Origin of the sequence: Rhizobium sp. IBUN (assembly GCF_000510625.1) — a bacterium.
GTDB classification, from domain to species: domain Bacteria; phylum Pseudomonadota; class Alphaproteobacteria; order Rhizobiales; family Rhizobiaceae; genus Rhizobium; species Rhizobium altiplani.
This window is the reverse complement of sequence record NZ_AZNV01000028.1, coordinates 11,874-28,249: the sequence shown is the minus strand read 5'-3', so window position 1 is coordinate 28,249 and position 16,376 is coordinate 11,874. Positions and strand designations below refer to the sequence as shown.

Annotated in this window: 12 protein-coding genes; all 12 read right to left on the bottom strand. The window is 59.3% G+C overall.

The window, feature by feature from the left end:
* Positions 1-31 precede the first annotated feature (31 nt).
* Positions 32-1,357, bottom strand: a complete 1,326-nt coding sequence (locus RHIBUN_RS0122645) for an extracellular solute-binding protein (RefSeq protein ID WP_018858439.1) — start codon at positions 1,355-1,357, stop codon at positions 32-34.
* Between the two features lie 93 nt (positions 1,358-1,450).
* Positions 1,451-2,302, bottom strand: coding sequence for a carbohydrate ABC transporter permease (locus RHIBUN_RS0122640; RefSeq protein ID WP_025661268.1), 852 nt, complete (start codon positions 2,300-2,302; stop codon positions 1,451-1,453).
* Positions 2,299-3,234: a sugar ABC transporter permease gene (locus tag RHIBUN_RS0122635; protein ID WP_025661267.1), complete on the bottom strand. Its 936-nt coding sequence runs from the start codon at positions 3,232-3,234 to the stop codon at positions 2,299-2,301. The genes RHIBUN_RS0122640 and RHIBUN_RS0122635 overlap by 4 nt, the downstream gene beginning before the upstream one ends.
* Positions 3,227-4,327: a sn-glycerol-3-phosphate ABC transporter ATP-binding protein UgpC gene (gene ugpC / locus RHIBUN_RS0122630; protein WP_025661266.1), complete on the bottom strand. Its 1,101-nt coding sequence runs from the start codon at positions 4,325-4,327 to the stop codon at positions 3,227-3,229. The genes RHIBUN_RS0122635 and ugpC overlap by 8 nt, the downstream gene beginning before the upstream one ends.
* A gap of 245 nt (positions 4,328-4,572) precedes the next feature.
* Positions 4,573-6,084 (bottom strand): alpha-N-arabinofuranosidase, encoded by a 1,512-nt coding sequence (locus tag RHIBUN_RS0122625; protein WP_025661265.1) that lies wholly within the window; start codon positions 6,082-6,084, stop codon positions 4,573-4,575.
* Positions 6,085-6,190: 106 nt separating this feature from the next.
* On the bottom strand, positions 6,191-7,117 hold the full coding sequence (locus RHIBUN_RS0122620; RefSeq protein ID WP_025661264.1) for a helix-turn-helix domain-containing protein: 927 nt from the start codon (positions 7,115-7,117) through the stop codon (positions 6,191-6,193).
* Between the two features lie 154 nt (positions 7,118-7,271).
* The gene (locus tag RHIBUN_RS0122615) at positions 7,272-8,642 is read right to left on the bottom strand and encodes an alpha-glucosidase/alpha-galactosidase (RefSeq protein ID WP_018858445.1); all 1,371 of its coding nucleotides are present in this window, start codon (positions 8,640-8,642) and stop codon (positions 7,272-7,274) included.
* Between the two features lie 21 nt (positions 8,643-8,663).
* Complete coding sequence (locus tag RHIBUN_RS0122610) at positions 8,664-10,331, bottom strand: ABC transporter ATP-binding protein (RefSeq protein ID WP_025661263.1); 1,668 nt, start codon at positions 10,329-10,331, stop codon at positions 8,664-8,666.
* Positions 10,332-10,341: 10 nt separating this feature from the next.
* A complete protein-coding gene (locus RHIBUN_RS0122605; RefSeq protein WP_025661262.1) occupies positions 10,342-11,475 on the bottom strand; it encodes an ABC transporter permease in 1,134 nt (377 codons plus the stop codon).
* A 1-nt stretch (position 11,476) separates the two neighbouring features.
* Positions 11,477-12,484 carry an ABC transporter permease gene (locus RHIBUN_RS0122600; RefSeq protein WP_018858448.1) on the bottom strand — a complete coding sequence of 336 codons (1,008 nt, stop codon included), beginning with the start codon at positions 12,482-12,484 and terminating at the stop codon, positions 11,477-11,479.
* A 112-nt stretch (positions 12,485-12,596) separates the two neighbouring features.
* On the bottom strand, positions 12,597-14,684 hold the full coding sequence (locus tag RHIBUN_RS0122595) for an ABC transporter substrate-binding protein (protein ID WP_025661261.1): 2,088 nt from the start codon (positions 14,682-14,684) through the stop codon (positions 12,597-12,599).
* 122 nt (positions 14,685-14,806) lie between these two features.
* Positions 14,807-16,273 carry an alpha-glucosidase/alpha-galactosidase gene (locus tag RHIBUN_RS0122590; protein ID WP_025661260.1) on the bottom strand — a complete coding sequence of 489 codons (1,467 nt, stop codon included), beginning with the start codon at positions 16,271-16,273 and terminating at the stop codon, positions 14,807-14,809.
* Positions 16,274-16,376 lie beyond the last annotated feature (103 nt).

Here is a 16,376-nt window from a genome sequence, read left to right as displayed (position 1 = left end):
CATTTGCTCTCTTGGCTTGGGAGAATAAGCCTCAGATGTTGGCGAGCAACTCGTTGATGCGCTGTTCCATATCGGTGAGCGCTGCATCGATCTCCTTCTGACCGGTGATCGCAGCACTCATTTCCTGGCCGATAATGTCCTGGATGGCAAACTGGCGCTGGACGGAAGACGGCAGCGGAGTGCCGAGCGTGGCGATTGCCGAAATCGTGTCACGATGCGGTAGAGCCTTGAACTGATCGGAAGCCAGAACCGCCTTGACAGCTGGCAGGTGGCCGGTCCGCGACCAGTCGAAGTCGTTGTCGTGGAAGAACTTCAGGAACTTGCCGATGGCAGCTGTCTGCTCGTCGCTGCGATCCTTCTGCGACACTGCCCAGCTGTGGCCGTCGGCATATTGCGCCTTCTTTCCCGGGAAGAGCTGCGGATAGGGATAAACGGCATAGCCGCCGGCGTTCAGCGCGGTACCTGCCTTTTCGGAGGATGCCGTATAGTCGCCGATGACCCAGGTGCCGTTCAGGTGAACGCCGCCCTCGCCTGCGAGGAATGCGTTGATGCCGGCCGCATAGTCGAGATCCTTGGTGGTATAACCGTTGTCGTAGATCGCCTTGTACATCTCGAGGACCTTCTTTGCCTCGGGCGTATTGATCTTCACCTGTTTCGGATCGGCAAAGAAGTTCGAATCCTGCTGGAACAGGTAGGTATAAAGATTGCGGGTATAAAGCGCGACTTCGTTCGCCAGGTTCTGGACAAAGTATGGCTTGCCGGTCTTTTCCTTGAACTGCTTGGCCTGAGCCATGAGTTCATCAACGCTGGTCGGCAACTTCGGCGTGCCGTCGGCGTTGAGGAGATCGGCCTTTTTGAAAAGGTCCAAGTTGATGTGGTACAGCATGGTCCAGTTGTCGATCGGCAGACCGTAGATCTTGCCGTCCTTGGTCACGCCGTTCAAGCTGGCATCGGTGAAGTCGGAAGACGCAACGCCAACGGACTTCAGGACGTCGTCCAGCGGCATCAGCAGGCCCTTGGATTGATAGTCAGCCAGTACCGACTGGTGGATAGTAACGATATCCGGCGGGTCGCCGGCAGCGAACTGTGCCGTCAGCTGGTCATAACCCGGCCATTCGACGGTCGTCACCGTCACATGCACATCCGGATTGTCCGCGTTGAACTTGTTGATAAGCGAGGTGATGATACCGCATTCCCCGACAGCCTTGCTGACATCGGTGTTGGTGCCGAAGTCGGCATCGCACGCGCCGAAGAAGCGCTGAACCGTCAGTTCGGTGGCGGCAAAAGCCGGGCTTGCGCCGGCAAGGGCAATCACCGAGGCCGCCGCAAGCATGTATTTTCTGAAAGTATGCGTCATTCCAACTCCTCCTCTTTGGGGTTCCCCACCCCTCGACTTGAGCCCCCTCCTCGGGAGCCGGTTGCACTTAAAACGTGGTCTCTGTCGCCAGCCCTAGCGCACGGCGGTGCCGGATACGGCCGTCACGATGTATTTCTGGAAGAACAGATAAAGGATCAGGATCGGCGCGCTGGCGAAGACTGCCTGGGACATCAGGAAGCCGAGACCTTGAGACTGCGCGAAATTCATCTGGGTCGAGGCGATCCCGACGGTCAGCGTGAACATCTCCTTGCGGGTGCCTGAGATCAGCGGCCAGAGATAGTCATTCCAGGCGCTGAAGAAGGTGAAGATGCCAAGCGTTGCCTGCGCCGGAATGGTGAGCGGCAAGAGCACCTTCCAGAAGATCTTGAAGCGGCTGGCGTTGTCGAGCAGGGCCGCCTCGTCCAGCTCCTTGGGGATGGCGCGAAAATACTGCGTCATCAGGAAGACGCCGAAGGGTGCCGAAAGCCCCGGCAGGATCAGCCCCGGATAGGTATTGTGGAGCTTCAGCCAGCCAAAGATCTGCTGACGGGCAATCAGTACGGCCTGTTCCGGCACGGCAAGGCCGAGCAGCACGATGACGAAAAGCACGTTGCGGTAAGGAAAGTTCAGCCGCGCGAAGCCATAGCCGGCAAGCGAGGAAAGGACCAGCGTCGCGAGCGTCAGGCCGCCCGAAACGATGGTGCTGTTTAACACCCAGCGGAAGACCGAGGAGGTGCCGATGACATCGATATAGTTCTTGATCGTGTAGGGCGCGCGGAAGACGGAGTTCATGTCCAGCATGAGTTCCTTGTTGTCCTTCACGGAGAGCGCCACCACCCAGACCACCGGCGCCACCATGACGAGGGCCAGCGCGATCACCAGGCCGAGGATGATGCGGTCACCCAAGGTGCGGCCGACGATATTGCCCGAGACAGATCCGCTCATCCCTCTTCTCCCTTGCGCCGCGTGGCGATGTACTGCGCCATGGCGGCAATCAGGATCATAATGAACAGGACTTCGGAAGCGGCAGCACCGAGCCCGAGGTCCCACTTGGTGAAGGCGGCCTCGTAGATGTAGAGGACGACCGGCTTGGAGACGTTGTTGGGGCCACCGTTCGTCATCAGCCGCGCCTGGCCGAAAAGCTGGAACTGCAAGACGATCTGGATGATGACGACGAGCACGAAGGTGCGCTTGATCGAGGGCAGCGTGATGTACCAGAGCGTGCGCCAGCGGCTGGCATTATCAAGGGCTGCCGCCTCGTAGATCTCGCCAGGCACCTGCTGCAGCGCCGAGAGGAAGAGCATCATCGGCAGGCCGATGCACCACCAGACGGTGGCGATCGCAATGCCGATCATGGCAAGCTGCGGATCGGAGAGAAAAGCCGGCGCAGTCGCCCCGAACCAGCCGTAGATCGTCGCCAGCAAACCGAAATTGCCGATGAAGACGATCCGCCAGATCAGCGTCACGATCGTCACCGAAAGAACGGAAGAGGAAAAATAGAAGGCGCGCAGCACGGCGGCGGTGCGGGTGCGGCGGTTGAGCGCCAGTGCCAGCATCAGGCCGATGATCGCCAGCGCCGGTACCGTTAGGAAGACGAAATAGAAGGTGTTGGCGATCGCCTGCAGGAAGATGCGGTCGTTATAGAGGCGGATATAGTTGGTCAGGCCGACAAACTTGCCGACGCCGAAGGCGTCCGCCTTGTGCAGGCTCAGCCAGATGCCCCAGAAGAGCGGCACGACGAGAAGGGCCACGAAGACGAGGAGATAGGGCGCGACGAAGAGGGCATTGCGCCATTGCGGCGCATTGATGTTCTGGATGTTGCGCCGTTCGGCGGCCGTAGCCGTCGCCTCGGCACGATCGAGTGCCGCCTCAGCCATGACCGGCCTCCTCATTGTGCCAGGCGTGACCGGCATCATCGAAGAGATGCGTGCGCGTCCCGTCGAGCGTCAGCCCCACCTCGTCGCCGATTGCCACGCGGCTGTTGCCGATGTCCTCGGCAATGACGACGCTGCCATCCTTGAGGCGCGTATAAAGAAGGGTGCGATCACCGAGACGCTCGAGGACATCCACCTTGCCCGTCGTCGTCGCAGCAACGCCGTTGGCGAGCTTGACGGCCTCTGCACGAATGCCCAGCGAGTAGTCGCCACCCTTGACCCCAGCTGCGCGGATGGCGGTCGGCAGTTGCGTGCCGTCGGGAAGCCTTGCGCGCAGCAAACCGTTTTCTTCCGACAGGGCGACGGTCAGGAAGTTCATGGTCGGAGAGCCGACAAAAGTGGCGACGAAACGGGTGGCCGGACGCGAGTAGATCTCCATCGGCGTGCCGATCTGCTCGATCTTGCGATTGTTCATGACGACAATACGGTCGGCGAGCGTCATTGCCTCGATCTGGTCATGCGTCACGAAGATCATCGTCGATCTCACCCGATTGCGCAGCTGGGCGAGCTCGACGCGGGTGCGAACGCGCAACGCCGCATCGAGGTTGGACAGCGGTTCGTCGAAGAGGAACGCCTTCGGTTCCTTGACGATGGCGCGGCCAATGGCGACGCGCTGGCGCTGGCCGCCGGACAGCTGGCCGGGCTTGCGCTCCAGGAGGTGGCCGATCTCGAGCATGCGGGCTGCTTCGGCAATTCGCTTCGAGATCACATCGCTCGATACGTTGATGTTGCGCAGTCCGAAGGCCATGTTGTCGGCGACCGTCATATGCGGGTAGAGCGCATAGGACTGGAACACCATGGCGATGTCGCGTTGACCGGGCGGCAACGTGTCGATGCGCTCGCCATTGATGGAGATCGTTCCGCCATCCACGCTTTCGAGCCCCGCGATCATGCGCAACAGCGTCGATTTTCCGCAACCCGACGGCCCCAGGAAGACCAGGAACTCGTTGGCCTTGATCGACAGTGACAAGCCGTCGAGGACGGTCATCGAGCCGTAGCGCTTGGTGACATTCTGAATTTCGATATTCGCGGTCATCCGGCTGCTCCTGGATTGCAGTCAGAACCCGAAAAACCGATATGGACACATGGCAGGCATGCTGAGAGCGGGTATGCATCCGCTTTTATCGGCGAATGTCCCTCAGTCAGTGATAGTGCCAGAACAGAAGCTGTCGCTCCCATCTCTTCCTCCCAGTGGCACGTCAAAACCGGTGCGCTGACGTTAAATCATACAATTGCTTTGTCAACACATCGTTTGATATGTATCAGCAAAGCGGATTTATATTATGCCTGCAGGCGGATCATCCTGTAGGAGAGCGGCGCGATCCTGGCGCTGAGCTTGCCATCGGCAAAGCTCGTGCCCGTGACGGCCTTCGCCACGACGTTGTCGGGCTTGTCGGCGGTATTGGTGATGTTGAGATCCGCATGGGCCACGACCTGATCGTCGATGACCCGCAAGGCGCCGAATTCGAGGAGGCTCGCATCGAGATCGAGCGTCTCGGTTCCGTGGCGGTTGACGATGAAGAAGGTCACCGTCTTCTTGTCCGCATCATGGACCGCCGATACGTCGAGGTAGGGCACATCTCCAAGGTCGTCGACTTTGTAGCTCGGGCTGTCGACCATCAGTTTCAGCGCAGTTCCACGCCCGTAGACGGAAGCGAAATAGTAGGGATAGAAGATTGTCTGACGCCACGCCGGGCCGCCAGGGACCGTCATGATCGGCGCAATGACGTTGATGAGCTGCGCCAGGCAGGCAATTTTGACGACATCGGCGCGATTGATGAAGGTGTTGAGAATGCAGCCAACCTGGAGCACGTCCTCGAAGTTGTAGTCGTCTTCCAGAAGGGCCGGCGCATGCGGCCAGCCATTGGCGCCGGCAAGCGTTGCCTTGTCGCGCTCCTTGGAGTGGTACCAGACGTTCCACTCGTCGAAGGAGATATAGACGTTCTTCGACGAGCGCTTCTTCGCCTTGACGTAATCGATGACGCCTGCGACCGTGCCGATGTAATTGTCCAGCTCAATGCTGCGGGCGAGATAGTTGGCCGTGTTCTTGGCGCGGTTTTCGAAGTACATGTGCAGCGAAATGTAATCGACCTCATTGTAGGTGTGGTCGAGGACGGTTGCCTCCCACTCCGGATAGGTCGGCATGTGTGCGTTGGACGAGCCGCAGACGACGAGCTCAAGGGAGCTGTCAAAGGCGCGCATGGCCTTGGCGGTTTCATGTGCCAGACGGCCATATTCGTCCGCCGTCTTGTGGCCGATCTGCCAGGGTCCGTCCATTTCGTTGCCGAGGCACCAGAGCTTGACGTTCCAGGGCTCCTTTCTTCCGTTGGCAATGCGCTTGTCACTCCACTCGCTGCCGCCAGAATGATTGACATATTCGAGGAAGTTGCGCGCCTCGTCGAGGCCACGCGAACCGAGGTTGACGGCCAGCATCATCTCCGTATTCGCCGAGACACACCACTCTGCGAATTCGTGGATGCCGACCTGGTTGCTTTCGGATGTATGCCAGGCAAGGTCGAGGCGGGTCGGACGGTCTTCCTTGGGGCCGATGCCGTCTTCCCAGTTGTAGGCCGAGACGAAATTGCCGCCGGGATAGCGTACGATCGGAACATTCAATTCCTTGACGAGATCGATGACGTCCCGCCGCATAAAGTTCTCGTCGGCGGTGGCATGATCCGGTTCGTAGATGCCCGTATAGACGGCCCGACCGAGATGCTCGATGAACGAGCCATAAAGGCGCGGATCGATGTCCGAGATCGTGTATTTGCTGTGCGCTGTAACCGCGGCCTTCATGAGATCCTCCACTGTATCGTCATTTGTGATTTGTATCACAATTTGAGATGAATAAAGCGGAAGCCCGGGGCGTGGTCAAGACCAAAATGCAGAAAATCGGACAGACTTACCGAGTCTTGAGACGCAGCAGAATGTCCTGGTCGTAATTGCCGAATCCGCGCCCGAAGATGTTGATGCCACCAGGATGTTTGGCGTTGTCGCGCACACCGATGCGCAAGCGGATCGAATGATGTTCGTCGAGCTTCAGGTCAGCGAGCGTGATCTCGGAAATGCGCAATCCATCGACAAAGGCGCCGTCGTCATTGATGCGGAAGTTCTTCAACTTGCCGTACTGCGATCCCTTCAGCTTCCACCAATCCGGGGTGAATACACCGCGTTTGTCGCCAAAATCACCCGGAGACGTCCAGGTTCCGATATCGACCCCGTTGACCGTCAGGGTTATGTCGGAGGGCCAGTCGGCGCTGGTGCCGGGAACCTCGGAGCTTAGCTCCATCAGGAACTCGATTTCGCGGATGCTGGTATTCGTCAATCGCGCATTGTTGGGAAACTGATATTCAACATGGCCGCGTGTGAACCAGATGAGCCCCGCCTTCATGCGGTCGGGATCAAGGAAGGTATTGGGCACATCGAGCAACCCGATGATGCCGTCGGCCGAGCAAAGTCCGCAAGGCGCCGTCACCTCGAAGCTCGTATAGAGACCAAGTGGCATCGATACCTCGATCGCGTCTGGTTCAGTTTCCTTGATTTCATTCTTGAAGACCACAAGGATCTCGTCATAAACGCTGCGGCAGACCTTCTGATTGCCCTTGCGGGCCTTCTGGGTTTCCGTGTGGATAAGCCCCGCCTCTTCCAACATCTGGACGTTGGTCGACACGCTGGATTGCGGCAGATCAAGGATATCAGCTATTTCGTTGACGTTGAGCGCGCCCTTCTCGTGCAGAAGCTTCAACACCGCCACGCGAGCCGGCGATGCCAGTCCCTTGAGGATAGGCATACCCTCTTCGGGGTCGACGACAAGGAAGCTGCGGCTCATGGGGCTCCGATCGGCACAGGACAAGATTACGCAATTGGTTCTATATCAGAGATATTGATTTAATCAATCGGGCCGTCGATTTTATGTGCCCGATAGCAAAAGTCCCGCGGCGATGCCGCGGGACCTCTTGGGGCCGTGACCGGGAGAGAGATGGTCAGGCGGCCTGAACCTTGCGGCCGGTGCGCGCCCATGCGGGCAACCAGTCACCGTGGGCGGCCAGCAGTTCGTCCACCATCGACCAGATCTGGTCGAGGTCGAGTTCGGCCGCCGTATGAGGGTCCATCATGGCGGCATGATAGATGTGCTCGCGATTTTCCGTCATCAGCGCCTGGACCGTCAGCTCCTGGACATTGATGTTGGTGCGCATGAGTGCCGTGAGCTGCGGCGGCAGGTTGCCGATGAACGTCGGCTGGATGCCGGATGCATCAACGAGGCACGGCACTTCGGCGGCGCAATTGGACGGCAGCGACGTGATGCAGCCATTGTTGCGGACGTTGCCGTAGATGACGGACGGCTCACCCGTCCATACCGAATTGATGATCGAGGACGCGTATTCCTTCGACTGCTTGACCTCGATCTTGTCGGCCGAACGGTAGGCCTCGGCCTGCCCCTTCCAGCGCTCGATCTGTTCGATGCAGCGCTTCGGATATTCGTCGAGCGGAATGCCGAACTTCTCGATCAGATCCTCGCGGCCCTCCTTGATGAAGTAAGGCGTATATTCGGCAAAATGCTCCGAGCTTTCAGTGACAAAGTAGCCGAGACGGGTCAGCATCTCGTAACGGACCTTGTTCGGGCAACGCGGGTTCCAGCCGGGCTTCGGCGCACGGCCTTCGCGATAGGCGCGCACGAGATCCGGATAGAGATCCTTGTAGGAGCCATCTGGCTGGCGATGTTCGAATTTCAGGTAGAAGGCCATGTGATTGATGCCGGCCGAACGGTAACGGATATCCTCGTAGGGAATGTCGAGGTCGTGGGCCAGTTCCATTGCCGTGCCCTGAACTGAGTGGCAGAGACCGACCTGCCTGATCGTGGGATATTTTTCCGCGATCGCCCAGGTATTGATCGCCATCGGGTTGACATATTGCAGCATGATCGCCTCGGGGCAGACAGCGAGCATGTCCTCGCAGATCTTCCAGAGATGCGGCACTGTTCGCAGGCCCCGCATGATGCCGCCAACGCCAAGTGTATCGGCAATCGTCTGGCGCAGACCGTATTTCTTCGGGACTTCGAAGTCGGTCACTGTGCAGGGCTCGTAGCCGCCGATCTGGAAGGCGACGACGACGAAGTCGGCGCCAGCAAGGGCCTTGCGCTGGTCTGAATAGGTTTCCGCCTTGGCCTTGACGCCAAGCGTCGAGATCAGCTTGTTGACAACGATGGCGCTTTCTTCAAGCCGCTGCGGGTTGATGTCCATCAAGGCGATGGTCGCACCCGACAGCGCCGGGCGCTGCAGCACGTCGCCGACGATGTTCTTCATGAAGACGGTGGAGCCAGCTCCGATGAACGTGATCTTGGGATTTCTTGCCATTATAACCTCCGGCATGTGCAATCAGGCGACCTCGAAAGCGGCTTTGACGAGCCGTTCCGTGTAGGCGGTCTTGGGATTGGTGAGAACTTCGTTGACGGGTCCCTCCTCCATGATCTTGCCATGCTGCATGACGATCACACGGTGGCAGAGGGCGCGCACGACCTTGAGATCGTGCGAGATGAAGAGGTAGCTGAGGCCGCGCTCGTCCTGCAGCTTGCGAAGCAGTTCGATGATCTGGGCCTGGACGGAAAGGTCGAGCGCCGAGGTCGGTTCATCGAGCAGGATGAACTCCGGCTCGAGCGCGATGGCGCGAGCGATCGCGATGCGCTGGCGTTGACCGCCGGAAAATTCATGCGGGAAACGCGACAGGATATTGCCCGGCATGCCTGCCGCAATCAGCGCCTCGCGAACACGATCGAGCCGCTCTGCCCTGGTCGCGCCCAATTGGTTGACGACCAACCCTTCCTCGATGATCTGGCCGATCGTCATGCGCGGGTTGAGCGAGGAGAACGGATCCTGAAAGACGACCTGCATGCGTGAGCGAAGCGGCCGCATCTCGGCGCGGGATTTGCCATGGATCGGCAGCTTGTCGAAGAAGATCTCGCCGCCATCAGGGTCGTTCAGTCGAAGCAGCGCTTGTCCGAAGGTCGTCTTGCCGGAGCCAGATTCACCGACAAGACCCAGCGTTTCGTGACGTCGTAGCGTCAGGTTCAGGCTGTCGACGGCGACCAGTTCCTTCAATTGCGGTTTGAAGAAACTGCCGTGGCGCATCATGAAGGAGACCCTCACGTCGCGCGCCTCGAGGATAATGTCGGATCCTTCGGGCAACGGATTGGCTTGCCCACGCGGCTCGGAGCCAAGAAGATGCCTGGTATAGGCGTGCTGCGGATTGGCAAAGAGGCGCTCCGTCGTGTTGTGTTCGCGCATTTCACCATGCTGCATGACGTAGACATAGTCGGAGAACTTCTGCACCACCGTGAGGTCGTGAGTGATGAGGATCACCGCCATTCGCAGTTCGGTCTGGAGGCTGCGAATGAGATTGAGGATCTGGGCCTGCACGGTGACGTCAAGCGCCGTCGTCGGTTCGTCTGCAATCAGCACATCAGGATCGTTGGCAAGAGCCATGGCGATCATCACGCGCTGGCGCTGCCCGCCCGACAGCTGGTGCGGATACTGCTTCAGCCGCGCTTCCGGATCAGGAATCTGCACATGGTTCAGCAGCTCCAGGGCCCGTGCCTCGGCTTGTTTGCGGCTGATCTTGCGGTGGACACGGATCGCTTCGATGATCTGGCTGCCAATCGTATAGATCGGGTTCAGTGAACTCATCGGCTCCTGGAAGATCATCGAGATCCGGTCGCCCCGCAGTTTGCGACGCTGACGCTCCGAAAATGTCAGGATGTTGTTGCCGTCATAGTGGACGCTCGACTTGTCCGAGACGGTTGCACGCTTGGACAAAAGGCCCATGACCGTGCGGGCAGTCACGGACTTGCCGGAACCCGATTCGCCGACAATGGCGATCGTTTCGCCGCGGTAGAGCTGAAAGGATATATCCTTCACCGCGTCGACGATGCCGTGCTCGACCTTGAACTTGACGCCGATATTGCGGGCGTCGATGACGGGTTTTTCCTGATGCGCCTCGTGGTCGTGGCGCACCGGCGGAGCGAAGGAATTGACGAGTGAGAGAGCCATCTTCATCACCTCAATAAGGATCGACCGCGTCGCGCAGACCGTCGCCCAGTGCATTGAAGGCGAAGACGGTGACCAGCACGAAGCCGACAGGCGCCAGGATCCAGGGGTAGGTCCCGATGACGGAGTAATTTGCGGTATCCTGCAGCATCAGGCCCCAGGAAATCAGCGGTGGCTTTACGGCGAAGCCGAGGAAGCCGAGGAACGATTCCAGCAGCACGACGCTCGGGATATGCAGGGTGACCGCAACGATCACGTGGCTCATCACGTTCGGGAAAATGTGCTGGAAGATGATGCGCCGGTCAGTGGCGCCAACCGCCATGGCAGCGCGCACATAGTCTATACGGGCCAGCGCCAGCGTCTTCCCGCGAACTTCGCGCGACATCTGCGCCCAACCGAGTGCCGACATGACGACAATGACAAATGCCAGGAACACATTGGTTGGAGCGGTGACCGGGATCAGCGACGTCAGGGCCAGATAAAGCGGCAACTGCGGGAAGGCCAGGACGATTTCCACGAAGCGCTGCACCCATGCATCGAAGGTTCCGCCGAAATAGCCCGAGACCATGCCAACGGTTGTTCCGACAATGGTGACGATGAAGACCACGGTCAGCGCGATCATCAGCGAGATGCGTGAGCCGATGGTGGCACGCGAGAGGATGTCACGACCAAACTTGTCGGTTCCGAGGAAATGGACCGGTTGGCCATCGACCGATCCGAAGAAGTGCCGGTCGGCAGGAATGAGGCCAAGGAGCCTGTATTCAGCGCCTCTCACGAAGAAGCCGAGATAGCGCGGGTTGTTGTAGTCCGGCCCGACGATTGGCTGGAACGTGACCGGATCGAGTTCCTCGGATTCGCCGAGCGCATAGACGCGAGGCGGGAAGGCGAAGTTGCCGTCTTTGTCGCGCAGGCTGACAAGCTGAGGCGGGGCGAAGCCAACATCGGTCGCCTTTGGATCCATCGGCGCGAAGAAATCCGCAAAGATTGCCATGAAGAGCAGCAGGCCGACGAGGATCAGGCCCATCATGCCTGTCCAGGAACGCCGCAGCCGGCGCCAGACGAGCGAAAGATAGCTTTCATTGCCGTTATGCGGGTGCTTGGTGATTTCCTCGTGCGGTGGCGGAGGCGCTGAATCGAAGGCGAGCATGTCAGGCTCCTCCGTACTGGCGGACGCGCGGGTCCAGCATGGCAAGCAGCATGTCCGCAATGATGTTGCCGACGATCAGCGTGGCGGAAAGCACCATCATGAAGGTGGCCGTGACGTAGACGTCGCCGATTGCCATGGAGCCGACGATCGCCGGTCCGACGGTTGGCAGCGAGAAGATGATCGCGGTCTCGATCTCGCCGGTCAGCATGTATGGAAGCACGACGCCCTGATACATAACGAGCGGATGCAGCGCGTTCGGAACTGCGTGGCGCATGACAACAGCACTGCCGGAGAGGCCCTTGGCGCGAGCCGTTTCAACATATTGCGCGTTCAGCGTATCGAGCAGATTGCCGCGCATGACACGCATGTTGTAGGCGAGCCCGCCGAAGGTGGCGATGGCGACGACCGGCCAGACATGGCTGACGAGATCGACGAACTTTGCCCAGGACCATGGAGCCCCGCCGAATTGCGGCGAGAAGAAGCTGCCGATTTCCGAGACGTTGAACTGGAAGACCAGGAGGTAGACGATGATCAGCGCCATCAGGAAGCGCGGCACCGTCATGCCAAGGAAGGAGATGCCGGAAAGAAGGCTGTCGATCCAGCTATACTGACGGGTTGCGGCCCAGATGCCGAAGCCAATGCCGAGCACGGATGCGAAGATATGGCAGACCAGTGCCAGCGCCAGCGTGCGCGGCAGGCGTTCGGCCACGACATCGGCAACAGGCTTGTTGTAGAACATGCTGTAGCCGAAATCGCCGCGGGTAATGATGCCCTTGATCCAGTTGACGTACTGGATGACCATCGGTTGGTCGAGGCCGTGGGCGATCCGGTATGCCTGGGCCTGTTCATCCGCCTGCGCGAATGAGGCACCACTCTGATTGATCAGCTGCGAACGGATGTAGTCGGCATAGTCACCGGGCGGAGCCTGGATGATCGCGAATGTCACGATGCTCAAAATGATGAGGACGGGAATCGCAGAGGCTATGCGCACGAGCAGGAATCGTAACATCGGACGGTTCGCTTCTCCTTGCCGCCGGTCGCGCCTGTCGGTGCGGCTGGCTTGTTGATATTGCCCGGCCGCGCTTCACGCGCGACCGGAGTCCTCGTTGGGAGGGGAGTTCTTAGTTGTTCGGACCTTTGTCGCCAGGCTTGCCAGGCAGCTGTTCGGGGAACAGCTCGTATTTACCCTGCTTGTCGGCGGCCACCCACAGACGCTCGCGGATGACGGAATCCTCGGCCCAGTTGAACATGAAGATCGGAGTACCCGCAGGCACGTTCGAGAAGCGCTTGTTGACGATCAGGGCACCGGGATATTCCGTGAGGCCAACCGTATCGACATTCTCGGTCGCAACCTTCTGGTACTGCTTCATCAGCTCGACCTTCTCGTTGTTGTCCTGACTGCTCTGGAACTTCGTGATGATATCGACCATCTTCTGTTCGTAAGGCATCAGGTCAACCTTGCCGTCCTTGCCGGCACGATGCTGCCAGCTCGTCCGCGGACCAACAGGCGCCAGCTGCTCGGTGTTCTGGACGACCGAGGCTAGCTCGGGCGAGCTGCGCTGGATCAACCAGTCGAAACGGCCGGCGTAGTGGGCGTCGTCACGCTTCGGGCCATCCAACGCATTGAGAATGACCTTCAGGCCGATCTTTTCCATCTGGCCGATGACACCCTCGGCAAGGCTCTTGTCCGTGGCGTAGCCATTGTTGACCAGAAGCACGATTTCGATGTTCTTGCCGCCTTCCGTTCCCGCCGGGAAGTTCAGGAAGCCATCGCCATCGGTGTCTTTCAGGCCGACCTTGGCGAGCAGTTCCTTCGCACCCTTGAGGTCGAACGGATAATAGACCACGGATTTGCGATCATAGAAGCTCGTGCCCGATGAGAGGCCGCCGGGATAGATCGCCGTGAATGGACCCTTGACCAGCGAGTCGCCGATTGCCTTGCGGTCGAGACCCATGGTGACTGCCTTGCGGAAGTCTTCGTTCCGGTTCAGTTCACGGATTGCCTGGCCACGGGCATCAGGGTCGCCCCATCCGTTTGCGGAGAGGTTCATGCGCATGTTGTAGCCGATCAGTCGGGGGCCGAAGGCCAAACGTGCAGGTGCCGTCTTTTCGGCTGCACGCTTCAGCGAAGCCACGAAATTTTCGGGCTGCTCAAGATTGGAGAAGTCGCCGGAACCGGCAACGGCCTGCACGTCGCGATCAGCCCAGGTGGACAGCTTGTAGTGCAACTCGTTGAGATAGGGCAGCTGGTTGCCCTTTTCGTCGACCTTCCAGTAGTAGGGGTTGCGGCGCATGACGATAATGTCGTCGGGACGGTATTCGACCGGCACCCAGGCACCCATGACCGGCATGTTCATGAATTCCGGCGGGAAGGCATTCTTGAACTGGTCGTAAGTGTTCTTCGAATACTTCGGATGCTGCGGCTTCAGGATATGCGACGGGCCCGGGCAGAAGCTCGGATAGGCCATGGTGTAGAGATACTGCTTCGGGAAAGCATCCTTGAAGGTCCATTCGACGGTGTAATCGTCGATCTTCTTGAGCGTCGTTCCCTCGCCGAAGGCCTCAGGCGATGCGCCCCCTCCAAGCGGCGAGACGTTCGGATCGATGACTTCGTCGTCCCAGTAGAACATGATGTCGTCGGCGTTGAACGGCGCGCCATCCGACCACTTGGCACCTTCAACCAGATGCATGGTCAGCTTGTGGCCATCCGGCGACCAGTCCCAACTCTTGGCGAGGTTGGGAAGCGGCTCGGTATCCTTTGCTTCGACCTGGAAGAGCGGCGCGGTGCGCGTCAGGCACTCCGACAGGCCGATATCGATGCCGCCCCAACCCTGTGTCTGGCCGGCACCATAGTTCCAGCCTTCCGGCCGGCCGCCGATGACATGGCGCATCGTGTCGCCATAAACGCCGATGCCGTCGACCATGTTGTCGGTCTTGAAGACGAGAGGTTCCTTGGGCAGTCGATCCTTGACGGGCGGCAGCTTGCCGCTGTCGACGAAGTTCTTCGTGACCCAGTCCGGCTCGTGATACGCCGGAAGCGCCTTGAATTCCTCGATGGAGTCTCTCGATACGTATTTGATCTTGCCTTCCGCCGGAAACTGCGGCGGAACGGGCGGTGTCGTCGGCTCGGAAGCATAGGCATTCAATGCCGAGACCGAGACGCTCAGCGCCAGTCCGGCAAGAATGCCAAGGTTGCGGATATTACTCATCGTCTCTCCCTTTGTTTTTCGGGGTGCTTTTGGCAGCCCCGCTTCTCCTCAAACGATCCGGCGACGGGCCTTCGGCGATGAGTTCCCTCCCGGAGCCCCATCGCCACCCGTGTCCGAAAGCTTTAGACTGCCTGCTTGAGTGCAGCCTTTTCGGCACGCAGCTCGTCGATGGAACGGACGTTGCGGCGGGCGGCACCTGCCCAGTCGCGGGTCTTGACAGTCGATTTCGCCAGACGTTCCTTGGCAGCCGGGATTGCATCCGCATATTGCGGCAACCAGCGCGCCTGGGCGACGACCATCTCGTCGACCATCTGCCAGACCTCCTCCGGCGTCGCGACGGCACCGACCAGCGGATCGTGCAGAACGGCGAGCTTCAAAAGGTCGATATCGCCGCTGACGGCCGCATGAACCGACATGCGTTGAACGTTGATCGACGCCATGCAGGTGGCCGCACATGCTTCGGGGATCGTGATACCGGAAACCATGTTGATGCCGAAGCGGTCGACGAAGCCGGGGGACTCGATAATCGCATCGGCTGGCAGGTTGGTGATGATCCCATTGTTCTTGAGGTTGAAGTGGCCGCGGTAGACACGTCCGGTTTCGAGGGCTTCAAGAATATGGCTCGCATGCTCGTTCGAACGCTTGGCCCGATCGATCGGTTTTGATGCCGACTCCAGGAATTGCGGGAATTCGGTTTCGAACCAGTTGCGGGTCTCGGTGGAGTGACGAAGATAACCGCCGGTTTCGCCATGGATCCAGTCGGACATGTCGATCCACTTGGTGATCTCGTCGGGGCGCTTGCGGTACCAGGGAAGATACTCGGACAGATGGCCGTTGCTTTCCGTGGAGTAGACTCCGAACCGCTTCAGCACGTCGATGCGCAGCTTTTCCTGCTGCGAGAAGACGGGATGGGCTTCGAAGGCGGCAACCAGCTCGTCCTTGCCGATCTTGCGACCGTTGAGTTTGAGATCGACAAACCAGGTCTGGTGGTTGATGCCAGAGCAGATGTAGTCGAGTTCGGAAGGCGATTTCGCGCCGAGCACCTCAGCGATCTGTTCGGCGCCATGCTGGACCCCATGGCAGAGACCGACCGTATCGACCTTGCCGTATTCAATGGCGGCCCAGGTATTCATTGCCATCGGATTTGCGTAGTTCAGGAACTTCGCACCCGGCTCTGCGACTTCACGGATGTCTTTGCAGAAATCCAGAATGACAGGAATATTGCGCTGGCCGTAGAGAATGCCGCCGGCGCAGATCGTATCGCCGACGCACTGGTCGATGCCGTACTTCAGCGGAATGCGGATGTCATCGGCGTAGGCTTCCAGGCCGCCGACGCGCACGCAGCTGATGATATAGCGCGCACCCGTCAGTGCCTCGCGGCGGTTCGTCGTCGCCGTAACCCTGGTTGGCAGCTTGTTGGAGGAAACGATCGTGTCGAGGATCTGCTTGATCATCTGCAGATTATGTTCGCTCATGTCGGCAAGCGCGAACTCAACGTCCTGGAATTCCGGCACACAGAGGATGTCGGTGAACAGTTTTTTTGTGAAGCCGACGCTGCCTGCGCCGATGATAGCGATTTTGAAACTCATGATCCTTGCCTCAATGCGATCAAATTTGCCGGCGCTGAACGATGAGAAGAAGAAATGGACCCGGACTTGCGCCCGACACCAAAAAAGGCCAGAAATCCGGCTT